The organism is Acidaminococcus hominis (genome assembly GCF_022484025.1).
GTDB classification, from domain to species: Bacteria; Bacillota; Negativicutes; order Acidaminococcales; family Acidaminococcaceae; genus Acidaminococcus; species Acidaminococcus hominis.
The window spans coordinates 2,629,965-2,653,359 of the sequence record NZ_JAKVMG010000001.1 but is presented as its reverse complement, the minus strand read 5'-3'; the positions used below and the strand labels follow the sequence as shown (position 1 = coordinate 2,653,359).

15 protein-coding genes, 3 tRNA genes, 1 pseudogene and 1 CRISPR repeat array are annotated in these 23,395 nt (G+C 53.4%); of the genes and pseudogenes, 3 read left to right on the top strand and 16 right to left on the bottom strand.

What is annotated here, in order from left to right; translation table 11 throughout:
* Positions 1–177: 177 nt before the first annotated feature.
* From LKE88_RS12105 to LKE88_RS12095, 3 genes are read right to left on the bottom strand one after another with little or no spacing between them, the layout of a single operon-like run.
* A complete protein-coding gene (locus LKE88_RS12105) occupies positions 178–807 on the bottom strand; it encodes a DUF1847 domain-containing protein (protein WP_105327045.1) in 630 nt (209 codons plus the stop codon).
* Positions 808–816: 9 nt separating this feature from the next.
* The gene (locus LKE88_RS12100) at positions 817–1,974 is read right to left on the bottom strand and encodes an aminotransferase class V-fold PLP-dependent enzyme (protein ID WP_105327044.1); all 1,158 of its coding nucleotides are present in this window, start codon (positions 1,972–1,974) and stop codon (positions 817–819) included.
* Between the two features lie 12 nt (positions 1,975–1,986).
* Complete coding sequence (locus tag LKE88_RS12095; protein WP_105327043.1) at positions 1,987–3,180, bottom strand: aminotransferase class V-fold PLP-dependent enzyme; 1,194 nt, start codon at positions 3,178–3,180, stop codon at positions 1,987–1,989.
* 167 nt (positions 3,181–3,347) lie between these two features.
* On the opposite strand from LKE88_RS12095, the gene LKE88_RS12090 reads away from it, so the two are divergent.
* The 3 genes from LKE88_RS12090 to LKE88_RS12080 all read left to right on the top strand — a co-directional run bounded on the left by LKE88_RS12090 (position 3,348) and on the right by LKE88_RS12080 (position 5,919).
* Positions 3,348–4,310, top strand: coding sequence for a LysR family transcriptional regulator (locus tag LKE88_RS12090; RefSeq protein WP_105327042.1), 963 nt, complete (start codon positions 3,348–3,350; stop codon positions 4,308–4,310).
* A gap of 66 nt (positions 4,311–4,376) precedes the next feature.
* On the top strand, positions 4,377–4,907 hold the full coding sequence (locus LKE88_RS12085) for a GNAT family N-acetyltransferase (protein WP_105327041.1): 531 nt from the start codon (positions 4,377–4,379) through the stop codon (positions 4,905–4,907).
* A 427-nt stretch (positions 4,908–5,334) separates the two neighbouring features.
* Positions 5,335–5,919, top strand: coding sequence for an HIRAN domain-containing protein (locus LKE88_RS12080; protein WP_118287029.1), 585 nt, complete (start codon positions 5,335–5,337; stop codon positions 5,917–5,919).
* A gap of 168 nt (positions 5,920–6,087) precedes the next feature.
* Here the strand turns inward: LKE88_RS12080 and LKE88_RS12075 are convergent, their stop codons facing one another.
* The 13 genes and pseudogenes from LKE88_RS12075 to LKE88_RS12020 form a co-directional block, all read right to left on the bottom strand.
* Complete coding sequence (locus tag LKE88_RS12075; RefSeq protein WP_105327040.1) at positions 6,088–6,405, bottom strand: transposase; 318 nt, start codon at positions 6,403–6,405, stop codon at positions 6,088–6,090.
* 80 nt (positions 6,406–6,485) lie between these two features.
* Positions 6,486–14,278: direct repeats of the CRISPR family, unit length 33 nt; unit sequence ATTTCAATCCACGCTCCCCTTGCGGGGAGCGAC.
* A 167-nt stretch (positions 14,279–14,445) separates the two neighbouring features.
* Positions 14,446–14,532: pseudogene (locus LKE88_RS13220) on the bottom strand (CRISPR-associated protein Cas4); the annotation flags it as partial.
* Positions 14,533–14,558: 26 nt separating this feature from the next.
* On the bottom strand, positions 14,559–14,906 hold the full coding sequence (locus LKE88_RS12070) for a type I CRISPR-associated protein Cas7 (protein WP_105327039.1): 348 nt from the start codon (positions 14,904–14,906) through the stop codon (positions 14,559–14,561).
* Positions 14,907–15,653: 747 nt separating this feature from the next.
* Positions 15,654–15,729, bottom strand: a tRNA-Val gene (locus LKE88_RS12065).
* A 4-nt stretch (positions 15,730–15,733) separates the two neighbouring features.
* Positions 15,734–15,808, bottom strand: a tRNA-Glu gene (locus LKE88_RS12060).
* Positions 15,809–15,817: 9 nt separating this feature from the next.
* A tRNA-Lys gene (locus LKE88_RS12055) sits at positions 15,818–15,893 on the bottom strand.
* A gap of 97 nt (positions 15,894–15,990) precedes the next feature.
* On the bottom strand, positions 15,991–17,022 hold the full coding sequence (locus LKE88_RS12050) for a glycosyltransferase family 9 protein (RefSeq protein WP_105327038.1): 1,032 nt from the start codon (positions 17,020–17,022) through the stop codon (positions 15,991–15,993).
* Positions 17,006–18,079 (bottom strand): lipopolysaccharide heptosyltransferase II, encoded by a 1,074-nt coding sequence (gene waaF / locus LKE88_RS12045; protein ID WP_231086394.1) that lies wholly within the window; start codon positions 18,077–18,079, stop codon positions 17,006–17,008. The genes LKE88_RS12050 and waaF overlap by 17 nt, the downstream gene beginning before the upstream one ends.
* Positions 18,069–18,605 (bottom strand): D-glycero-alpha-D-manno-heptose-1,7-bisphosphate 7-phosphatase, encoded by a 537-nt coding sequence (locus tag LKE88_RS12040; protein ID WP_105327037.1) that lies wholly within the window; start codon positions 18,603–18,605, stop codon positions 18,069–18,071. Before LKE88_RS12040 ends, waaF begins: the two co-directional genes overlap by 11 nt.
* Positions 18,602–19,570: an ADP-glyceromanno-heptose 6-epimerase gene (gene rfaD / locus LKE88_RS12035; protein WP_105327036.1), complete on the bottom strand. Its 969-nt coding sequence runs from the start codon at positions 19,568–19,570 to the stop codon at positions 18,602–18,604. Before rfaD ends, LKE88_RS12040 begins: the two co-directional genes overlap by 4 nt.
* A complete protein-coding gene (gene rfaE1, locus LKE88_RS12030) occupies positions 19,567–21,045 on the bottom strand; it encodes a D-glycero-beta-D-manno-heptose-7-phosphate kinase (RefSeq protein ID WP_105327035.1) in 1,479 nt (492 codons plus the stop codon). Before rfaE1 ends, rfaD begins: the two co-directional genes overlap by 4 nt.
* Positions 21,038–21,628 (bottom strand): D-sedoheptulose 7-phosphate isomerase, encoded by a 591-nt coding sequence (gmhA, locus tag LKE88_RS12025; RefSeq protein WP_105327034.1) that lies wholly within the window; start codon positions 21,626–21,628, stop codon positions 21,038–21,040. The genes rfaE1 and gmhA overlap by 8 nt, the downstream gene beginning before the upstream one ends.
* Positions 21,609–23,228 carry an LPS-assembly protein LptD gene (locus LKE88_RS12020; RefSeq protein ID WP_105327033.1) on the bottom strand — a complete coding sequence of 540 codons (1,620 nt, stop codon included), beginning with the start codon at positions 23,226–23,228 and terminating at the stop codon, positions 21,609–21,611. The genes gmhA and LKE88_RS12020 overlap by 20 nt, the downstream gene beginning before the upstream one ends.
* Positions 23,229–23,395: the final 167 nt, after the last annotated feature.

The window sequence follows — 23,395 nt, the reverse complement described above, 5'->3', positions numbered from 1 at the left end:
ATAGGTCGCATATTCCAAATGTCCTCGGGAAACTGATTGACATTTGGATGCGACCGTAAAGCGTGTAGGAAGTGGCGCCGCAGGCGACGATAGAAGTTTCATTATTTCACAGCCCCTTTTTTGTTTATAAAGTTTAGCTGTCTATTGCTTGCCCCACACTCAGCATCAGCAAAATTTTCAGGATTTCTTCCTGTGCGCAGCCTTTTCCTTTTGGGCCCACTGCTGCAAAAACAGCTCAGGGGCGTTATGAAAAGCATGGTCTTTGGCAATCAGGGTTACTACCGGACTGTGGGAATAATGGCTGAACAGGGCATCATGTCCTACGCAGAGCCCCACTATGAGATTCAGCTCTGTGCCAACCCCATTCAGGTATTCTGCCTGGGCTATGGGATTGCACATGGGTTTTTCCCGGGTATCTTCCACTCCTATGCACTTTCGGTCATAATGTCCCACCTTGCAGATTACACTTTCTACCGTAAAGCCTTGTTCCCGCAGATACCGGGCCAAAATACCGGCAGTATCTGCCAGCGAAATGCAAAAGGCAATTCCCAGTTTGGTAAAACCGCAATTCCGGGCAAAGCGTACCGTTTGCTGCACCCGGCTCTCCGTATGGTCCATACTGGAAATGGCTGCTGCCTGGGCCAGTTTTAAAGTTTCCGGATCCTTATATTCTTCTAAATACCCTTCCAGCTCCGGCCGCAGGCTGGGGCAGGAAGAAGGATAGTCCCCTTCCTGGCCTAATTTTTTCGCACAATTTCTGACTCCGCAATAGGCACAAAAGAATTCCTCTGCCATATTTTTGTTCATTTTGGCTCCTTAGGATAACTTGGCAATTTCATGCAGTGCCTGGGAAACCCGATCCATCTGCTCCTGGGTATTATAGAAATGCAGTCCCATGCGAATGTAGCCCTGACGTACGGTAGCACGCACTTTATGGTCCAGCAGCACTTGTTCAACGGCCTTAGGATCTGCGCCTTCAGGATACCAGATGAACAGCAGCCCAGACCGATTCTTCTCTGGAATATCCAGAACCTTCAGCGGCAAATCTGCAAGCTTTCCCCGCAGATAATTTTCCATCGCATGAATATGGGCATCTACATTTTCGATTCCCAGCTCATTGATCAGGCTGACCCCATTGGCCAGACTTTCAATAATACCAAAGGAATACATACCGCCTTCCAGCCGGCTGGCATCGGGCTGCCACTGGATTTGGTCATAATGCCGCAGGGGGAACGGACGGCCGCCGTTGGTCAAGCTCTGCAGCGATCCCGTATACGGCTTCAGGATTTGGCTTAATTCCTTGGCGCAGTAGACATAGCCCCCTCCTTTGGTGCCTAAGCAACCTTTATGGGCGCCGCCGGCCACGTAGCTGATATGCCACTGCCGAGGCCGCATGGTAAGCCGGCCCATGGACTGGATCGCGTCTATGGCCAGAATAATTCCCCGCTTGTGGCATTCCTCTCCCAAAGTTTTCAGGTCAATGGCATACCCGCTGCAAAAATAGGTAGAAGCAGTGGAAACAATTTTGGTATGTTCATCCATCATAGCCACAATATTGGCAATGGGAACTACCCCATTTTCACTTTTGGCAAAACGGATTTCTACACCCTTTTGTTCAATACCCAACCAAGGGATAGCATTGGAAGCGTGTTCTTCTTCCGTAATGACCACATTATCTTCTTTGGCAAAGGGGAAGGAATTGGCCAGTTTGGTCATTCCATCGCCGGTCCCATGGGTAAAAGCAATCTCAGAAGGCTCCACCTGCATCAGCTGAGCCATTTCTTTCCGGGCCCGTACCAAAATATCGGGGAAATAGGTCCCTGCATTGGTTCCGTAAGGAATCACGTAGCCTTCAATGAATTTTTTCCAGGCTTCCCGTACCCGCATCGGCGGCATGGACGTCAGGGAAATATCCAAATAGGCTACATCTCCCAAAAAGCCGTATTCTTTAGCAATCAGCGCTTGATTCAGCATGGCAATTCCCTCCTAAGCAAGAATCTTTTTTAAGCCGGCCAGCAAAGCATCAATATCTTCCTTGCTGGTAAAATAATGAACAGAACTTCTCACAACGCCATTAACACCCAAAGGCCGAATGGCCAAAAGCGCTCCCTGTGCGCCGGAGGCTACACACACATTGGCTTCTTTACCCAGCCGGGACGCAATTTCCGAGCAGCTGTGGCCCCGTACATTCCAAGAAATTACCCCTGCCAGCTTTTGGGCATCATGGGTTCCGTACAGCTCCACTTCGGGAATCGCCAACAGCCCATCAATCATGTACTGGGTCAATTCAGCAATGCGTTTTTGGATATTGTCCGTGCCAATTTCTGCAAGGGTATCCACTGCCACGCCCAGGCCAATCATCCCAGCCGTATTCAGTACCCCGGCCTCAAATTTATAGGGAGCTTCATTGAGTACCATGGTCTTTTCATCTACCAAGCGTCCGGCCCGGCTGCCAATATCCAACGGCTTCAGCATAGGGGTCAATTCCTTTTTGATATAAAGAGCTCCGGTGCCCTGCGGCCCCATCATACTCTTTCTGCCGCAGATGGACATGAAATCACAGCCGGATTTCTGTACATCCATGGTCAGCCGGCCGCCAGCCTGGGCTGAATCCACCATGTAAAAAGCGCCCGCTTCCCGAGCAATCGCACCAATTTCTTCTACAGGGGTAATAGTGCCAAAAATATTTGACACATAAGTTACGTTAATCAACTTGGTTTTTGGCGTTACCAGGGCCCGGATGGCGTCTGGCTTTACGAAGCCTTCTTTAGTCGCCTGGGCGAATTTGACTACAACGCCCCGATCCTGAACCAGGCGCAGCCAGGGCATGATGTTGGATTGATGCTCCACTGTAGTCAAGATAATTTCGTCCCCTGCTTCCCAGGGTCCGCCATAGGCTACCATATTGATGGCTTCCGTGGTGTTTTTGGTAAAGCAGATTTCTTCGGGGGCCTTGGCATTAATGAATTTGGCCAATTTGGCTCTGGCTTCGTTCACCTTAGCCGCTGCTTCCACAGAGGCAGGAAATTCTCCAACTCCGTAATTCAAAGGGTATTTTTGCCCATATTCTTCCATTGCCGCCCAAACCCGGGTGGAAGAAGGTACGACAGATGCATTGTCCAAATAATGGACCGTGTCCATAAAAGGAATCAATTTCCTCATTTCCTGTGGTGATAACATAACAAAAGCCTCCCTTAACTAAATCAATTTGTATCATATTCTCTGCTTTCATTATAAGAACGAGGAGCAGTTAATTCCAATATAAATTAAAATATCGATTCCATTGATTAGAATCAATAGTATAATAAAGACAACTGCATAAATGAAATACACAAGGAGGGGCTGCCATGTTTCGCAACGCTAATTATATCTACACCGTCTACCAGGAACGGAATTTCAGCCGGGCTGCAGAAAAGCTTTTTATTTCCCAATCCTCCCTCAGCCTGACCATCAAAAAAGCCGAGGAGAGAATCGGTGCGCCGATTTTTAACCGTTCCGTCTCGCCCATTGGACTCACCGAATTTGGCAAAAAGTATATTGCTGCGGTGGAAGAAATGAGGCGCATCCAAAATCGCCTGGAAAATGATATCTACGAAATCAATCATCTAAAACAGGGACACTTGTCAGTAGGCGCCGGCAATTTTCATTCCACCTACCTGCTGCCCCTGGCCCTTTCGCCCTTCCGGGAAGCGTACCCCAAGGTACTGGTAGATATGCATGAAAGTACCACCCAAGAACTGCTAAAAAAGTTGGACCGGGGAGAGATTGATCTATTGTTTTCCAATAAGCATCTGCCAGAAAAACAATATCGCAAGTTTGTCATCTGTCATGAGTTTACGGTACTGGTCGTGCCTGAAAAATACTGTACCTGTCCGGAAATCCGTCAACAGGCCCGTACCCGGGAAGAACTTTCCCGTTATCCCGTGCAGCAACTGGAAAATCACCTGCTGCCGCCAGTCTTCTTAACTAACTTCCAGCAAACTCCCTTTGTGCTACTGCGGCCCGGCAACAACAGCCGGCAGCGGGCAGATACCCTTTTTCTGGAAGCAGGTTTTCAACCCTCTGTGGTACTGGAACTGGACCAGGCTTCCACTGCCTACCGGCTGGCCGCTTCAGGCCTAGGGGCCGCCATCGTCAGCAATCTGATGGTCCGCACCATGGAGCCGCCCCAGCACTGCTGCTTCTTTCCCCTGGAAGTTCCCCATACTGAGCAATACATCAGTGTCTACTTTCCCAAAGAAGCCATTATGACCAAGGCCATGGAAGAATTTATCAAGATTGCTCGAATCGCCATTCCAGCAGTCCTGTAAAAAAGCTTGCGGGGCTTTCCTTCCTCCGCTATACTGGAAAAAATGATGCAAAAGGAGGGCAAAGCTATGATTCGTAAAGCCCTGGAAAAGGATGTTCCGGCGGCAGCTGCGAACTACCGGGAGCTGCTGACCTATGAAAAAGAAAATGGTACCAATTCCAACTGGGTGCTGGACCTGTACCCCACCCGGGAAACGGCAGAGAAGGCCTGGCAGGCTGGTACGCTGTACGTTCTGGAGGAGGACGGGGAGATCTGCGGCAGCGTGATTCTAAACCAGCTCCAGCCGGCAGAATATGGACCTGCGCCTTGGCATATTCCTGCGGCTCCGGAGGAAGTGCTGGTGATCCACACCCTATGCATTCCGCCCAGCCGGGCAGGGCACGGGTATGGAAAGCAGTTCGTCCAGTTTGCCCTCGCCCTTGCGGCCCAACAGGGCTGCAAGGCGGTCCGTCTGGATACCTGGGCGGGCAACAAGCCGGCGGCTGCCCTGTACACCAAAATGGGCTTTGCCTATGTGGGACGGGCCAACGTCCTGCTTCAAGGGGTCATTCCCGAAGAACAGATTTTCTTTGATCATGCAGTGGAAGCAGAAAGCTAGAGGCTTCTGCAAGCAGGGCTGTGAAAAAATGGCGTGCGAACTTGTTTGGGTTCGCATGCCATTTTTTTGTTCATTATAGCCGCATCCAAACATCCCACAAGTTTTCCCATGAAGGTTTGGTCCATAAGGCCCATACGGCAGCTGCTTGGAATACGGCGAACCGCTCGGGGATACCCCGCACCACTTCACTTCAGGTTTGCAGACCGCACGACCTTTTAAAGGCTCCTACCTTTAGGGGGGAGCTGGCAGACACGTTAGTGGCTGACTGAGCGGGGATTCCCGGCACCACTTCACTTCAGGGCCGCTGACCGCACCCACTTTTTTTCCAAAACCGCTCTTCTGGGAGTTTTTCCCCCCACCCTTCCTGCTATACTGAAAGTAGAAAGGAAGAGAAGTATAGAAGAGAAGGCTAAAGGAGGAAGGACCTATGACCAAGTTATATTGTACCCTGACGGGCTTTAACCACTACTTTGGAAACGAGTTTCTCAAGCGGCACATGAAGGTCCAGCTGATCAAGGAGCCGGACAACAAGTACGACAAAGAAGCCATCCGGTGCGAGCTGGAGCCCCTGGGCAAAATCGGCTATGTGGCCAACAGCGTGGGCACCATTCTGGGAAATTGCTGGAGCGGCGGCCGGCTGTACGACAAGATTGGGGACAAGACGGAAGCCACGGTGGAGCTGATACTAGACCGGGGCGCCGTACTGGCGGTAGAAGCTGCTGAGCCGGAAAAGCCAGCAGCTGAACCGAAGCCGGAAGAAACCACTGCACAAACCGCAGCTGCAGAGGAAACCCTGGAAGAAAAGCAGCTTGGGCAAATGCGCCAGCAGCTGCTGCAGGACCGGGAAAAACTGGAGAAGACCCTGCAAAGAGTGCATGAAGAGCAGGAGGAGCAAGCTTCCCGGGAAGAACGGTTCCACCAGGAACTGCACCGCCGGAACCGCCAAATAGCAGAACTCCGGGAGCAGCTCCAACTGTTGGAACGGAAGAACCAGTTGCTGGAGGAGAAGTGACCGTTTGCAGCTTGGGGCATAAAAAATACTGGATGCTAAAGAACATCCAGTATTTTTTATGCCCCAAAATTCGTACAAGGTACAATGGACCCCCGCATGCCAGCCGCTACAGGAAGGCCAGCACACTTTACCCTAGACAGTTCGCTTGGCCGCCAGATAGCCAGACCGTCAGTCCTTGGCATCCTTTTGGGGAATTTTGGGAACGACTTCTCCCGCCTTGCGAAAACAGTCCTGAAGGAAGTCCCGCTCAAGCGTCAGCTGGTCACTCTTTTGCTTCAGCTCCTTCTTCTTTCTTTGAACGTCCTTACGCCCAGAATCTGCCTCAAAAGCACGATGCGCATTTTGCAGAAAAGCCTGCTTCCATTTCCGAACCAGCTCCGAATCCAGATGATTTTCGGAACAAATAACAGCAAAATCCTTGTCACCCTGAAGGATTGATAAGACGATTTTGGCCTTAAATTCAGCAGAATAGTTATGGCTTTCCATGGCAGCGGCCTCCGTTCTTGTTACCTATACTATAGCATATACATTTAAAATTTTCAGGCCTGGTCCGAATTCCTGGGCCCATTGTAATCCACGCTCCCTTTACGGGGAGCGACCCCTCCTGCTGATTCAAGACTTTGTCTATTACATATTTCAATCCACGCTCCCCTTACGGGGAGCGACTCAGGGTCTGGTCTACTTTTCTGACCACGGGGAGATTTCAATCCACGCTCCCCTTGTGGGGAGCGACCAGCAGGAAGCATGCAGCAGGAAAAGTGCTACAGATTTCAATCCACGCTCCCCTTGCGGGGAGCGACACTACTGGGTGACCCACTATGTCAATGGACTTCCTATTTCAATCCACGCTCCCCTTGCGGGGAGCGACGTCACCGTTCCAGCTGGTGGTGCTGTTGCCGTAGATTTCAATCCACGCTCCCCTTGCGGGGAGCGACACGGGAGCAAATATTTTTATTGCGAATGCAGGACATTTCAATCCACGCTCCCCTTGCGGGGAGTGACATGACGGAAATATTCATGGCGTGGTCCAAGTAGATTTCAATCCACGCTCCCCTTGCGGGGAGCGACTAGGGTCGAAGCCACATCCACGTTCTTCGTTATGATTTCAATCCACGCTCCCCTTGCGGGGAGCGACCTGATCCCAGTCTGAATGTCACGCTTTGTTCGGTGATTTCAATCCACGCTCCCCTTGCGGGGAGCGACTGTTCTGGCCTTCCATGACCTGCGGGCCGTTCCAGATTTCAATCCACGCTCCCCTTGCGGGGAGCGACCATTCTTCACCGCCTCGATCTGGATTGTCGGCGATTTCAATCCACGCTCCCCTTGCGGGGAGCGACCAAAGCGGATTGCTCATTTTGTATCCCGCTTTTTATTTCAATCCACGCTCCCCTTGCGGGGAGCGACGGCGTTTTTAAATCCTTCCAATCTGTCCATGAGATTTCAATCCACGCTCCCCTTGCGGGGAGCGACTTCAAAAACGCCCGCCTACGGCGGACGACAAGCGATTTCAATCCACGCTCCCCTTGCGGGGAGCGACCCCGGCTGGAATTTTCATCATGGCTCCGCTTGAATTTCAATCCACGCTCCCCTTGCGGGGAGCGACCCAGGGTGCTGTTGAGTGCACTCCCGATGCTCCGATTTCAATCCACGCTCCCCTTGCGGGGAGCGACAGAAATAATAAGACAGGAGAGATTATTAATGTGATTTCAATCCACGCTCCCCTTGCGGGGAGCGACTTCCAGCAGGGTTCAGCATCCTACCAAGCCAGTTATTTCAATCCACGCTCCCCTTGCGGGGAGCGACACCGTAAGCTGTACTTCCGGCTCCGCTCCCGTGATTTCAATCCACGCTCCCCTTGCGGGGAGCGACACTGATAATGATGGCGTTTTCCTGCTGACCAAGATTTCAATCCACGCTCCCCTTGCGGGGAGCGACCAGAGCCCTGTATCATATCGCGTTCCCCGCCCTGATTTCAATCCACGCTCCCCTTGCGGGGAGCGACCATATCCTCTATGAGTTCTTTTTCATAGCTCGTAATTTCAATCCACGCTCCCCTTGCGGGGAGCGACGCAAGGTGCCGTCCCTATGTTTCGTTACTTTAATATTTCAATCCACGCTCCCCTTGCGGGGAGCGACGAAGATGATGGAGGACCGCAAGATCCTCATGGACATTTCAATCCACGCTCCCCTTGCGGGGAGCGACCCAGATTTTTACCATTGACATTTACTCCTGATGATTTCAATCCACGCTCCCCTTGCGGGGAGCGACTCGTGGTGGACAACCTCAACGCTGAGGACGGGTATATTTCAATCCACGCTCCCCTTGCGGGGAGCGACTGGGCGAATAAAGACGTTCTTTTCAAGGTGGGGAATTTCAATCCACGCTCCCCTTGCGGGGAGCGACGTGAACCGTTAATTTATTTTTCCGCAATACAAGATTTCAATCCACGCTCCCCTTGCGGGGAGCGACATAAAATCAAAGTGGGAGCCATGACCGCAGGTGGATTTCAATCCACGCTCCCCTTGCGGGGAGCGACAGTATCGAATGTTTTACTGATGGCCAGCTTGTCATTTCAATCCACGCTCCCCTTGCGGGGAGCGACGAATCATCCCATCCTCCGATCCCTTCCGTTCAGCGATTTCAATCCACGCTCCCCTTGCGGGGAGCGACTTGATGACGATCGCATCAGCGGAACTGTCACAGGATTTCAATCCACGCTCCCCTTGCGGGGAGCGACTTCCTGATTCCCGAAATTCTGCTGCCCGTCGTAATTTCAATCCACGCTCCCCTTGCGGGGAGCGACGCTAATTTAGGCTAAAACTGGTTGAAACAAGGCAATTTCAATCCACGCTCCCCTTGCGGGGAGCGACAAGTTTTACTGTATTTCTTTTGGTTACATATGGTATTTCAATCCACGCTCCCCTTGCGGGGAGCGACGTGTCATCCTGGACCTGTGCAAACGGGCCGGGGTATTTCAATCCACGCTCCCCTTGCGGGGAGCGACGTGTCATCCTGGACCTGTGCAAACGGGCCGGGGTATTTCAATCCACGCTCCCCTTGCGGGGAGCGACGTGTCATCCTGGACCTGTGCAAACGGGCCGGGGTATTTCAATCCACGCTCCCCTTGCGGGGAGCGACCAACTGAAATCTTTACGTATGGAGGCTGTAGATATTTCAATCCACGCTCCCCTTGCGGGGAGCGACTAATAACAAACCTGCCTTTACCTCCTCTTTCTTTATTTCAATCCACGCTCCCCTTGCGGGGAGCGACATGAATCTTGACATCTGCCGAGTATTGTAAGTGATTTCAATCCACGCTCCCCTTGCGGGGAGCGACCAGCGCAATCAGCAGAGCAACAGAACTTAATAGAATTTCAATCCACGCTCCCCTTGCGGGGAGCGACGCGCTGCCCGGCACGGCAGCAGGTTCCGCCGTGATTTCAATCCACGCTCCCCTTGCGGGGAGCGACTTGCTGTTCCAGGTTAAATGTTTAATTTCTTGCGATTTCAATCCACGCTCCCCTTGCGGGGAGCGACATCGACCTGGCTATTTTCGCCATCGAGGAAGGGCATTTCAATCCACGCTCCCCTTGCGGGGAGCGACGTAGCAAATGGACAACACACGCACCCAATTCTCCATTTCAATCCACGCTCCCCTTGCGGGGAGCGACTATCATAGCTTCCACCAAAGAGCAATGTATTGGAATTTCAATCCACGCTCCCCTTGCGGGGAGCGACGTTTTCTGCGGGGACACCCATCAATCTTGCTTCATTATTTCAATCCACGCTCCCCTTGCGGGGAGCGACTTATGGTTTCTTTGGCTGACTTACAGCCACCAGATTTCAATCCACGCTCCCCTTGCGGGGAGCGACACAATGTCCGGATTGCCTACTACGACATCTTTGGGATTTCAATCCACGCTCCCCTTGCGGGGAGCGACCATGGGTAATAAGCTCTACAACCTTGTTATTCCGGATTTCAATCCACGCTCCCCTTGCGGGGAGCGACTGCAGTTGTTTCCCGTTGAGGGTAGTCACGGAGATTTCAATCCACGCTCCCCTTGCGGGGAGCGACTATTATAGCCTGCATAAAAATCCCTAACTAAGGATTTCAATCCACGCTCCCCTTGCGGGGAGCGACCGGGAGATTACACCTCTTGGCAAGAGCGTTCCGAATTTCAATCCACGCTCCCCTTGCGGGGAGCGACCTGGAGAGATTGCTATTGTCCTGGTCAACGGTGATATTTCAATCCACGCTCCCCTTGCGGGGAGCGACGCTAGCTGGGACTAACACCACCGTTACCAGAAGGATTTCAATCCACGCTCCCCTTGCGGGGAGCGACCAGATGTCCCGGTTCATCGATGCCATTATTGACATTTCAATCCACGCTCCCCTTGCGGGGAGCGACCACAATAGTTGATATACAGTTTCTTTTCTGTACAAATTTCAATCCACGCTCCCCTTGCGGGGAGCGACGCCAGTCACATACACCTGATACATTGCTGCCTTTGATTTCAATCCACGCTCCCCTTGCGGGGAGCGACCGCCACCATCCACAAACCATCTGCGAACAATCATAATTTCAATCCACGCTCCCCTTGCGGGGAGCGACACCCTTCCAATTCCTTCAATGGTGCTTCGAATATAAATTTCAATCCACGCTCCCCTTGCGGGGAGCGACGCCCTGGGGTTAGAAATTCAAAGGAAACGTTTAATTTCAATCCACGCTCCCCTTGCGGGGAGCGACCACTGACGTTTACCGCCATCAGCCGCCCACCGATATTTCAATCCACGCTCCCCTTGCGGGGAGCGACCCTGGAGCGCACCCGGATTGCTAAATGTGTCGCATTTCAATCCACGCTCCCCTTGCGGGGAGCGACCTGGTATTTTAGGATGTTGGACGAGCTACGTAAATTTCAATCCACGCTCCCCTTGCGGGGAGCGACCCATTGCCCCGTACAACCGGGATTGTGAGCATTTTATTTCAATCCACGCTCCCCTTGCGGGGAGCGACGATAACGCCTAAGAGAGTAACGAAAGTCTTCAAATTTCAATCCACGCTCCCCTTGCGGGGAGCGACGCCGGTAACGACGAAAGGGTTGAAACAGCTGGTTATTTCAATCCACGCTCCCCTTGCGGGGAGCGACGGAACCTGCGGATTTGCTGTCACGGCTTCTCCCGATTTCAATCCACGCTCCCCTTGCGGGGAGCGACCCTGTTCTTTACATTCATCGATGATTGCGTCAATATTTCAATCCACGCTCCCCTTGCGGGGAGCGACTTGATGAATACCGGATATTGCTCACGTCCCAGAATTTCAATCCACGCTCCCCTTGCGGGGAGCGACAAAGGGAGCTAGGATTGCCCAAGGTATCATTGAATTTCAATCCACGCTCCCCTTGCGGGGAGCGACTCTGCACTCAGAGATAATGGGGTCTCCGTAGGATTTCAATCCACGCTCCCCTTGCGGGGAGCGACCGGTGGCATATTGTTGTGGGGTTGGTTGCCACCATTTCAATCCACGCTCCCCTTGCGGGGAGCGACGACTACAAGCGATGCAAGACGTTTGCTGAGCTGATTTCAATCCACGCTCCCCTTGCGGGGAGCGACTAAAGAGGATATAATCGAGAGCAAACCCATCATATTTCAATCCACGCTCCCCTTGCGGGGAGCGACTGCCCGGTTAAGGGAGACGTTGCCGACTACCTGATTTCAATCCACGCTCCCCTTGCGGGGAGCGACTAGGAAATACGCCGTTTTTCGGTGTTTTATATTTTATTTCAATCCACGCTCCCCTTGCGGGGAGCGACGGATATATTTATATATTATGCTACCCCCTCTACATTTCAATCCACGCTCCCCTTGCGGGGAGCGACCTGCAAGGGGCAGAACGCGGAAATTTGTTTTGATATTTCAATCCACGCTCCCCTTGCGGGGAGCGACAACAATCAGTCATGTTTCTGCTAAAAACTGTTCAATTTCAATCCACGCTCCCCTTGCGGGGAGCGACTTCCATTGTTTTATTGGCTGAGACGGACGGCAAATTTCAATCCACGCTCCCCTTGCGGGGAGCGACGTTCAATTCTTCCAAGGCTTCGTTGGTGAGTTGTATTTCAATCCACGCTCCCCTTGCGGGGAGCGACTTGTCTGACTAAAAAACTGCATCATTTGAGACGCAATTTCAATCCACGCTCCCCTTGCGGGGAGCGACGACAGTGCTACAGCGGCGGCGAACTCTGCAAGGATTTCAATCCACGCTCCCCTTGCGGGGAGCGACCGTATTATTGCTCCAACAACATGTCCAAAATAAATTTCAATCCACGCTCCCCTTGCGGGGAGCGACTTGGCAGCCTTATCAGCCGTCTGCTGGATGTCGAATTTCAATCCACGCTCCCCTTGCGGGGAGCGACCACGTCCAATGGCTCTATGAAAATTGCAGCCGATATTTCAATCCACGCTCCCCTTGCGGGGAGCGACAATGTCTCCATTCTGGTTCCGCTGGATATAGACATTTCAATCCACGCTCCCCTTGCGGGGAGCGACTTGAAGTTCTAAGAGCACAGCTGCCCCCCCCACATTTCAATCCACGCTCCCCTTGCGGGGAGCGACTAAAAGTCGGCTATAACCGGGGAGTTTATGGTTGATTTCAATCCACGCTCCCCTTGCGGGGAGCGACCCAGAATCGGGTGGACTTCCAGATCATCCTCGGTTATTTCAATCCACGCTCCCCTTGCGGGGAGCGACCGGCAAAATGGTGGCGATGACCATTATCTTTTCTATTTCAATCCACGCTCCCCTTGCGGGGAGCGACTCTGTTTCCATCACTTTTCTCCCCCCCTCACTTATTTCAATCCACGCTCCCCTTGCGGGGAGCGACCCAATGGGTTAACGATTATAGCCCTGAGCAGGTAATTTCAATCCACGCTCCCCTTGCGGGGAGCGACAGTGCTCTTCCTATTGAGCTACAGGGGCATATAAATTTCAATCCACGCTCCCCTTGCGGGGAGCGACACAATCGGAACGGCTTTGTTGGCTGGCACCATTGATTTCAATCCACGCTCCCCTTGCGGGGAGCGACCCGACATGGAGCATCCATCCTCCTTTCATACAATTTCAATCCACGCTCCCCTTGCGGGGAGCGACTTGTCACCCCCGTTGTGTTCTCTGGATACAATGTATTTCAATCCACGCTCCCCTTGCGGGGAGCGACAAAGATGCCCTCTCACTATAATCAGTAGTAAGAGTATTTCAATCCACGCTCCCCTTGCGGGGAGCGACGTGTTCCGTATATGAGAAAAATTATGGACACATGATTTCAATCCACGCTCCCCTTGCGGGGAGCGACGTGAGGGTCCCGTGATAGCCGGTGGTGGCCTCCGATTTCAATCCACGCTCCCCTTGCGGGGAGCGACCATGGTTCTTCCGGATGATGGACGAAGCACGGAAATTTCAATCCACGCTCCCCTTGCGGGGAGCGACCACCTTCTACCGCAAAATTTAGCAATTTTAAGTTCAATTTCAATCCACGCTCCCCTTGCGGGGAGCGACGCTGATTGGTATTTTAAAATGTTAGATGAATTGCTCAATTTCAATCCACGCTCCCCTTGCGGGGAGCGACCATAAGATGTTCCGGCGAAATCCGGGCCGATTTACGATTTCAATCCACGCTCCCCTTGCGGGGAGCGACCAGCACATGGTCTAAAAAAATCCGTGGGCTGTCTATTTCAATCCACGCTCCCCTTGCGGGGAGCGACCCGTGGACCTATTCGCCGGGAAAATCGAAATCAAATTTCAATCCACGCTCCCCTTGCGGGGAGCGACCTGGAAGCCTTGCGGGACAACATCAACGGCTCCAATTTCAATCCACGCTCCCCTTGCGGGGAGCGACCTTGGTGGATTACCTGGGGACTACCACGTTGCCATTTCAATCCACGCTCCCCTTGCGGGGAGCGACGCCTTGTCAGCCGTGCCTGTAACATCGCCTGTCAATTTCAATCCACGCTCCCCTTGCGGGGAGCGACCAAGCTGGCATACATCAATTTAATCCGAGAGAAATTTCAATCCACGCTCCCCTTGCGGGGAGCGACCCGTGACGGGCCAAACCACCGTCCCCACGGCCAACATTTCAATCCACGCTCCCCTTGCGGGGAGCGACGGGGCGGAACCGGTGCCCTGGGAGACAGCCCAGGATTTCAATCCACGCTCCCCTTGCGGGGAGCGACGACGATTCTTCAAAACGCCCTGAAAATCGCGTCTATTTCAATCCACGCTCCCCTTGCGGGGAGCGACATTACATCCGTTGTTACCAACCTGGGGGATAGCGCATTTCAATCCACGCTCCCCTTGCGGGGAGCGACTGTCAAACAAAAAAACACTGAATCCCTGCGGGATTCAACCTACAATTTTGCGAATCTCATAAAGCAAGTCCTTTGGAGCACGCAAAATCATTATTAAAACTTATGGGAGCTTTTGGTTCGCATAACCGGATTAATTTTCCAACTGGATTATATCCAGCCTTAATTCCAATATGGATAAGTGCCCATTGTCGCCTGCAAAATGCAAAGTGCCGAATTCCTGACAATAAGAGATATCTATTTTTATTATATGCCATTTTATCACGTATGGTGATGTGTCGATTTATGCTTTTACTTTTTCTTGCTCAACCATTTCCGTACAGTGTACCCCTGCCGGCCAAGCTGCGGTATCTACTATTACAGCATAATCTTCAAACGCGCGTGCAACTTTCTGAGCATCCTTCTTTTCTACCTGCACACAGTTAAACAGTTTATAGGCTTGTACATTACCCATCACAGAATCATGCTTGAATACATACAATTTCTGCACAGCCATATTGCCTCTGGCAGCAGAATGGTCATTTTCAAACAAATTGACCAAAGCGTCCCAAAGCAGCTTTAAGTCGGCTTCCGAAAAACCGGTAGATTTTTGTGCCAGGTTGGCAGAAATATAGCCATCTAGCCGATACAAACCCTAAGGATTACATGTAGATTTTCTTTGTTCTTTCCAGTTCTAAGTTTAAATCTATTGTAGCATAGACTATGTAGAAAAATACTCTCTCTTAAATTACATCTGCTTAACATTAAAAGAAAACCAAAATTTTGTCTATTACGTCAGGGTGATCCAAGTTTTGCAATACAAATCAGCTCAGTACTTCTACATTGGTCCTAGCTAGATGCATTTTGTTGGTTTGATGGGGTGTTGTATTCCCCTTATAAAAGCAATCTTTTCTTCACTTTGCAGAATCTAATCCACAGGTGCTTATTTACACTAGCAGCCAAGTGATTTATTAATATTATTATCTTATCATAAAGCATATACTATTTCCCCATCAGTTTTCCTGCATTTTTACTTAATGTTTCAGCTGCTGGGATTTGCTTAGCTTCAAACGGTATAGATTGAAAATGACTCTGCCCCTTTTTTGTCCATTAGCCTCTCAGCACCAGAATCCTAAATCTTTCTGTCTCTATACAGCCGCCAGAAAGGAGTGCTGCAGCAGCCCCACATTTCCTTCTAGCGGCTTCTTTTACCTCCGTTAGTACAAATTACTTAGGGTCCAGCTGCGACCGTTCAAACGCCTTTTAAGGGCACACCAGAACGTCAAAAAGGACATGGAAAATTTCCATGTCCTTAGGATATTTCTTGTAAATTTATTAAATACTTTTTTAGGTAAATAAAAAAGACGATACAGCGTTGCGCGTATATCGTCTTCTTTTGTGGTGGGCGATGACAGGATCGAACTGCCGACATTCTGCTTGTAAGGCAGACGCTCTCCCAGCTGAGCTAATCGCCCGTGATGGTGACCGGAGGGGGAATCGAACCCCCGATACCGCCGTGAAAGGGCGGTGTCTTAACCGCTTGACCATCCGGCCAAAAAAAAGTGGTGATCCGCCAGAGGATCGAACTCTGGACACCCTGATTAAGAGTCAGGTGCTCTACCAGCTGAGCTAGCGGACCACGTCCTGCAACCGGTTGTCTCAACCGATTACTTTGATATCTTACACGATTTCAAAGGATTTTGCAAGTACTTTTTTCAACTTTTTTGGTTTTTTCCCTATTTTTTTTCGTCCAGCCAGTGATGGGCCGCCTGGAGCACCTGCTGCACGGTCAAATCCCGCATACAGCGCATATCGTCGCAGTGGTGTTTCATGCCGTTCCGGCACCCGTCGCAGGGCGGGATGGCCCGGACGATGGTGGCCTTATCCGTATAGGGGCCGTACAGTTCCGGGTGGCTGGGGCCGTACATGGCCACAATGGGCACCTTTTGGCTGATGGCCACGTGCATGGGGCCGCTGTCGTTGGTGATGATCAGGCTGCACCGGCTCATGGCTGCGGCCAGGGCTCCCAGGGAGAATTTCCCCGTCGCCACCATGGGGCGGCTGTGCATAAAGGAAATGGCTTCCTGGACCATGGTTTCGTCCATGGGGCCGCCGAAGAATACCGTCCGGTACCCTTCCTGGGCCAGGGTATCCGCCACCTGGGCAAACCGTTCCGGTGCCCAGCGTTTGGTGACCACGGCGCTGCCGATGTTAAAGCCCACTACCTTTTCTTTCGGCTTCAGGTCCTGCTGGTCCCAAAACTCTGCCGCCCTGGCCTGCTGCTCCGGACCGGGGAAGACTTCCAGGCCGTTATGGACCAGGGGTTTCACCCCCAGCCGGGTCAGCACGTCCAGATACATATCTGCGGCGTGGAGGGTCCGGTTCAGCTTCAGATAGGGGTGAAAGAAGGGCCGGAACAAAAAGTGGGAGGCCCCCACCTTCACCGGCACCGACGCCATGGCATCAATAAAGGAGCACCGCTCGTTGGGGTGCAGGTTGATCAGGATATCGAAGTGGGCGGCCGAGATTTTTCTGCTCATGGCCCACAGGGCGGACAAATGGTCGTCCTTCCCTTTTTTGTCGATGGTCCAGACCTGGTCGATATTGGGGTTATGGTCCACCACTTCCCGCAGCTTCTGGTCCACCAGGTAGGTGATTTCCGCTCCGGGAGCGGCCTGCCGCAGGGCATGGAGGAAGGGCGTGGTCAGCACCAGGTCTCCCAGGTGCATCAGGAAGGTCACGATAATTTTTTTATTGGCGAGTTCCATGGTCTCCTCCCTTCAGCTTGTCTTCAAACAGGGCATACACCTGCTCCGGCGTAACGGCCGCCATGCATTCCCAATGATTGCACTGCTTTTTCAGGCAGCCGGCACAGGAAACCGGGCTGACCAGCACTGTGGCGTCCGGGTCCCCATAGGGGCCCGTCCGGTCCGGCCGGGTAGGTCCGTAGACTGCCACCAGTTTTTTTCCGTAGGCGGCAGCAATGTGCAGAGGCCCCGTATCCCCGCTCATGTAGAACAGGGCGCCCTTGATCAGGGCTCCCAGCTCCCGAAGGCCCGTACTGCCAATCAGATTGATGACCTTGGGGTTATAGCGGGTTTCTTCCTGGATCCGTTCTCCCAGGGCTGCATCTCCCTGGCCGCCGGCCAGCACCACCCAATAGCCGTGGTCCATAAACAGCTGGGCCAGCTTCCCGTAGGATTCCGCCGGCCAGCGTTTGGTGACCCAGCGGGCACCAGGCACCAGCACCACATAGGGCAGCTGGGTTTCCGCCCGGACACCGGCCCGGATCAGCCGGTTCCGCATCAGCAGGCATTCTTCCTTGAGTTCCGGCATGGGATAGCGGACCTGGTCCACCTTGGCTCCCAGGTACCGGGCTACGTCCAGGTACCGCTCAATCACGTGGTCGTGGGCATGGGGCCCGGTAATGGCCCGGGACACCAGGCCGCTGCCTTCGCGCATTTCGCAGTAGCCGATTTTTTCCGGGGCCCCGGTCAGGTATGCCATCACGGCGCTTTTAAACAGGCCCTGAAGGTCAATCACCAGGTCAAAATGCCTGGCCTGGAGCATGGCCCGGGTTTCCTTCAGGCACTGCCATTTGGCGTGCCAGCTCATACGGCCAAAAGCCGCCTTGTCAAAGTAGAGAATCTCGTCAATGACAGGCGGTTCTGGGATAAAGGCTCCGAACTGGGGGTGGACCAGCCAGGTAATCTTGGCCTCGGGGTACGCAGACCGCAGGGCCGCCGCAAAGGGCAGGGCATGGATTACGTCCCCCAGGGAGCTCATTTTGATGATCAAAATATTTTTATAGTCTTTAACAGTCACAGTGCACCTTCTGTCTGCGCAGCACCAGCCGGACAAAGGTCAGCAGATTTTTCCCGGTAAACCGGTAGCCGGGCACTCCCGCCGCCAGGGCCGCTTCCACATCGGAGGCCTTGTCCCCGATCAAAAAGGAGGCGTGCCGGTCAATGGGATGCTCTTCCATGGCCTGGAGCAGCATACCCGGTTCGGGCTTCCTACAGCCGCAGGCCACGGTCAGCTCCGGAATCACCCCTTTGGTGGGATGATGGGGACAGTGGTAGAAGCCGTCGATTTTCCCACCGGCCTTGGCCAGTTCCGCGTTCATATGGGCATGGAACTGGTCCATCTGCTCCTTGGTATAAAAGCCCCGGGCAATGCCGCTTTGGTTGGTCACCACGTAGATGGCGTACCCCAGGCTGCGGAGCAAGGCCACGGCTTCCCGTGCCCCCTCCACCCATTCCAGCTCTTCCGGCCGGTAGATATAGCCCTTGTCCACGTCCAGGACTCCGTCCCGGTCAAAGAACACTGCTTTTTCCAGTTCCGTACTCATGCCTTATAATACCCATCCGATTCTTCCAGCAGCTGGCAGTATTCCTTTACGGCAGTGTTGAAGTCCGTAAAGCCGCCATCGTAGCCGGCCGCCAAAAGGCGGGTGTCGTCGGCCTGGGTGTAGCTCTGGTATTTGCCCTTCAGGCCTTCGGGGAACGGAATGTATTCCAGCTCGCCGCTGCCGAAGAATTCCAGTACGGCATGGGCCATATCGTTAAAGGTATGGGCATGGCCCGTACCCAGGTTGTACACGCCCTTCAGTTCCGGATGCTGCCAGAAATAGAATAGCACCTTCACCACGTCTTTTACGTACACAAAGTCCCGGGTCTGCTCACCGGGGCCGTAGCCGTCGTAGCTGCCAAACAGCTTCACCTTGTGGTCCTGCTTCCATTCCAGGAACATTTGGCGTACCAGGGAAGCCATCTTGCCCTTGTGGTTTTCCTGAGGTCCGTACACGTTGAAATAACGGAAGCCGGCAATCTGGCTGTCCGCCTTGTCAAAGTAGCGACGGGCATAGTTGTCGAAGAACAGCTTGGAGAAGGCATACACGTTCAGGGCTTCTTCGCAGGCCGGTTCCTCCCGGAACCCGTTTTTGCCGCTGCCGTAGGTGGAAGCGGAAGAAGCGTACAGGAACTGGATTTTCCGGTCCAGGGCAAAGTGCATCAGGGTCTTGGTGTACTCAAAGTTGTTTTCCATCATGTATTTGCCGTTATATTCCATGGTATCGGAGCAGGCCCCTTCATGGAAAATCACGTCAATGGGCGTATGGTTGAATTCCCCTGCTTTGATTTTTTGCAGGAAATCGATTTTGTCCAGATAATCCATGACCTTCAGGCCCTGGATGTTCTTGAACTTCACCATGTTGGTCAGGTTGTCCACCACCAAGATGTCGTCCCGGCCCAGGTCGTTCAAGCCTTTTACAATGTTGCTGCCGATAAAGCCGGCACCGCCGGTCACAATAATCATATTTTACCCTCCTTCACCAGGGCGGCAATCTTGGCAATTACCCCCGTGGTGGAATAGCCTTCCTTAAAGGGAAGGATCCGGACCTGGCCGGCGTATTCCCGCCCGGCCACCTGTTCCGGTGTATAGTCGCCGCCTTTGACCAGAATGTCCGGCCGAATCCGGGCAATCAAGTTGGTAGGCGTATCTTCGCTGAAAAATACTACGGCATCCACGCAGGCAAGGGCTGCCAGAAGCCGAGCCCGGTCATTTTCCTTGTTGAGAGGCCGGGTTTCTCCCTTGAGCCGCTTCACCGAGTCGTCGGTGTTCACCCCTACAATCAGGTGACGGCCCAGCTGAGCGGCCTGCTCCAGGTACTGGACATGACCTGCATGGAGGATATCAAAGCACCCGTTGGTAAAGACCACGGTTTCCCCGGCGGTCTTCCAGGTCCGGGCCAGGCTTTCGATTTCGTCCCAGCTTAACGGCCGGTAATCCTGGCCTTCCCGTTCTTCACAGGCAAGGACTTCCTTCAGCAGCTCTTCCCGGTGCACCGGATAGGTGCCCACCTTGGATACCACAATGCCGGCTGCCTTGTTGGACAGGTTCAGGGCTTCTGCCAGAGGCAGCTTACCCGCCGCTGCAGCCAGCAGCACCGCCGCCACCGTATCCCCGGCCCCAGACACATCAAACACGTCCCGGGCCGTAGCGGCTTCGGTAATCACTTCGTTTTTATTGATCAGGGACACGCCCTTTTCCGAGCGGGTCACCACCACATTGCTGATTTGGAACTGGTCCCGGGCCTTGGCGGCCAGCCGGACCAGGGGTTCTGTTTCGTTGGGCACCACTTCCCCGGCAGCTTCGCACATTTCCTTTACGTTGGGGGTAATGAAGTCGCAGCCGGTGTACTTATGCCAGTCGGAGCCTTTGGGGTCCACCAGCACGGGCACCTGGAACACATGGGCCGTATCGATGACCTGGCGGCAGAAATGGTCGGAGCACACGCCCTTGGCGTAGTCGGAGAGAATCACCCCGTTCAGGCCTTCCTGGAGCTTCTGGGTCAGCCATTCCAGCAGCAGCCGCTCCTCTTCCGGCACCAGGTCTCCGGGCTCCTCAAAGTCCAGCCGCAGCATCTGCTGCCGGGCTCCGATGATCCGCAGTTTGGTAATAGTTTTCCGTTCCGGCATGGGCAAAAGCCCGCCGTAGTCGATGCCCGCCTGAGCCAGCTTCTTCTCCAGCTCTTTCCGGTGGCTGTCGGCGCCGGTGACCCCGGCCATATAGACCTGGACCCCCAGGCCCGCCAGGTTGGCGGCCACGTTGCCGGCGCCCCCCAAAACGGCTTCCATTTTCCGCACCCGGTTCACGGGCACGGGCGCTTCCGGGGAAATGCGCTTCACTTCTCCATAAATATATTGGTCCAGCATCACATCGCCCAAAACGGCGATTTTCAGTTTCTGGATATCTTCAGTCAAAAATTGGGTGCTTTGGGTATTACGCATAACTTTCCACCAGCTCACAGAGAATATGGCCCATGATTTCATGGATTTCCTGGCCCCGGGCGGTGTTTTCCGCAGGCACATTCAGGAGCACGTCGCAGAGCTCCGCCATCTTGCCCCCGTCCTTGCAGGTAAAGCCAATGACCTTCATGTGCTTTTCCCGGGCCTTGGCAATGGCCTCCAGCACATTCTTGCTGTTGCCGGAGGTGGAAATTCCCACCAGCACGTCCCCTTCCCGGCCCAGGCCTTCTACCTGCCGGGAAAAAATCTTGTCGTAGCCGTAATCGTTGCCCACCGCCGTCAAAATGGACGTATCCGTAGTGAGCGCCAGGGCGGCCATCCCCGGCCGTTCCTTTTGGAAGCGGCCCACAATTTCCGCAGCCCAATGCTGGGCATCCGCAGCCGAACCGCCGTTGCCGCAGAACATCACTTTGCCGCCGGCAGCCAGGGCCATAGAAACCATCCCGGCTGCGTCTTCCAGGTTCCGGAGCAGGCGCTTGCTGCCCATGACCTTATGGACCAGTTTCTCATGTTCCAGGAAGCGGGCACTGATCAGTTCTTGTGCATTACCAACGGAAGAGGTCATATTTCACACTCCATTCATTGTCATTATTGTATTTCTTATCCCGGTATTCCAGTTCCAGCCGGAAGCAGCAGAAATCGTGGCTCCACCGGTAGATGTATTCGTAAATCTGGCTCTTGCCTTCATCGTAGCGGAGCAGCCAGGTCAGCCGGTCGTTGGGCCCCAACTGCTTGATGATGCCCCACTGGAGTTCCTTGGCCATATCCGGGTCGTTGTAGGCGAAGACGGAGCTGTGTTCCTTCTGATAGTAGTAGCCCAGCCAGGTGTTCCAGCCGCCGCTAAAGCTCTTGCCTAGGGTGGCAGAATACAGCATGGTCTTTTTGGTTTCGTCGTTGATGCTTTCTTTGACCCACTTGTGGCCCATGCCCAGGTTCAGGGACAGGGGATTAGCTTCATGGGTCAGGTAGATGGGATCGTGGGTCAGGAACACCCCGTATTCCGTATGCCAGCTTTCCTTCCAGTTGTCCTTCCACAGGCCATGGCTATAGTAGGCGGAATAGTTCAGCGGCCATTTGTCGTTGAATTTATGGCTCTTGTAGCCAATCAAGACGTCCCGTTTCTTTCGGATCCAGTTGTTGTCCGAGTCTTCCGTATGGCCGTCCTGGATGCGCACGTAGAAGTTCCGTTCGTCCTGAACGTCGTAGTACAGGGGCCGCCAGCCAATCTTGGAGTAGTACTTCAGTTCAGCGGTGGCCACGTTCTTGTCGCTGAGGGGAACGTTGAAATTGTAGCGGATTTCCGTGCCATGGTCCTTGGTGTAGCCGATATGGGGAATCAGGCTCTGGCCCTGGTCATCATCGCCAAAGCGGTTGATCCAGCGGTCCCGGGAATACACATGGACGCCTTTGATATACACCTTTACGTTATAGGCAATAATCTTGTCCTTGGGGTAGATGATGACCTTTTCGGCCTTTACATCTACGCAGGGCGGGTGCTTGACTGCCGGGCAGCGGGTGGTTTCCCCGCCATCGGTAAGTTCCACCCGGTCCGGGTACACTTCCCCGATGTTGGCCCGGTAGATATCCTTGCCGTTGGTGCCGGAAATATCCTTGATGGTACCGGTTTTGTCCAGGAAGTTGTAGTGGCCCCATTTGCCGTTGGTGACGCTGGTGCTGCCCCCGCTGGAGTTCACAATGCGGCCCCCGGTCAAGAGGTACACATCCCCGGTTTTGGAGTTGCCGGTGGCTTCCGTGGTATACAGTTTCTGGTTGCCCTGATACAGGCGCACGTTGCCGGTGGCCTTAAAATCCCCGCTTTCGGAGTTGTAGGTCACCTGATCCCCGTAGATGGTAATGGGCAGGGTGGATTCGCTGGCCACCTTTTCGCCCCGTTCTTCCCGTTCCTTTTGCTCCGTTACGGTTTCCTGGCCTGCCAGGGTTACTTTTTCCGTCTGGGCATCCGGCTGATCCTGCAGGCGGCGGGAACGTTCCTGCACTGCGGCGCTTGCCTGAACGTCATCGATGGTCTGCTGGGGCTGGTAGCCGGGGCCGTCCTTGGAACTGAGCTTGCCCCCGTCGTAGCCATAATCCATAATGGCTGCCGATGCCATACCGGGCAGTGCCAATGCCATTGTAATGCCTAAGGCCAATGCCTTTTTCTTCATAAGTTAGGTACCTCCGCCGGATTGTAGATTTCTGTACTGCTTTATGCCCACTTTTCCCAGTCCTCCCCGGACCGGAAAAAAGTCATATTCCCTTATATTATAACACAAAAAGGTCTTTCTCTTTCCTACTTTATGGAAAGAGAAAGACCTTTACCAAATGCCTTGTA

Coding starts and splice junctions, on each gene's coding strand:
- LKE88_RS12105 (WP_105327045.1), bottom strand. CDS start 807: ATGAACAAAAATATGGCAGAGGAATTCTTTTGTGCCTATTGCGGAGTC.
- LKE88_RS12100 (WP_105327044.1), bottom strand. CDS start 1,974: ATGCTGAATCAAGCGCTGATTGCTAAAGAATACGGCTTTTTGGGAGAT.
- LKE88_RS12095 (WP_105327043.1), bottom strand. CDS start 3,180: ATGTTATCACCACAGGAAATGAGGAAATTGATTCCTTTTATGGACACG.
- LKE88_RS12090 (WP_105327042.1), top strand. CDS start 3,348: ATGTTTCGCAACGCTAATTATATCTACACCGTCTACCAGGAACGGAAT.
- LKE88_RS12085 (WP_105327041.1), top strand. CDS start 4,377: ATGATTCGTAAAGCCCTGGAAAAGGATGTTCCGGCGGCAGCTGCGAAC.
- LKE88_RS12080 (WP_118287029.1), top strand. CDS start 5,335: ATGACCAAGTTATATTGTACCCTGACGGGCTTTAACCACTACTTTGGA.
- LKE88_RS12075 (WP_105327040.1), bottom strand. CDS start 6,405: ATGGAAAGCCATAACTATTCTGCTGAATTTAAGGCCAAAATCGTCTTA.
- LKE88_RS12050 (WP_105327038.1), bottom strand. CDS start 17,022: ATGGAACTCGCCAATAAAAAAATTATCGTGACCTTCCTGATGCACCTG.
- LKE88_RS12040 (WP_105327037.1), bottom strand. CDS start 18,605: ATGAGTACGGAACTGGAAAAAGCAGTGTTCTTTGACCGGGACGGAGTC.
- rfaD (WP_105327036.1), bottom strand. CDS start 19,570: ATGATTATTGTGACCGGCGGTGCCGGCTTTATCGGCAGCAACATTGTA.
- rfaE1 (WP_105327035.1), bottom strand. CDS start 21,045: ATGCGTAATACCCAAAGCACCCAATTTTTGACTGAAGATATCCAGAAA.
- gmhA (WP_105327034.1), bottom strand. CDS start 21,628: ATGACCTCTTCCGTTGGTAATGCACAAGAACTGATCAGTGCCCGCTTC.
- LKE88_RS12020 (WP_105327033.1), bottom strand. CDS start 23,228: ATGAAGAAAAAGGCATTGGCCTTAGGCATTACAATGGCATTGGCACTG.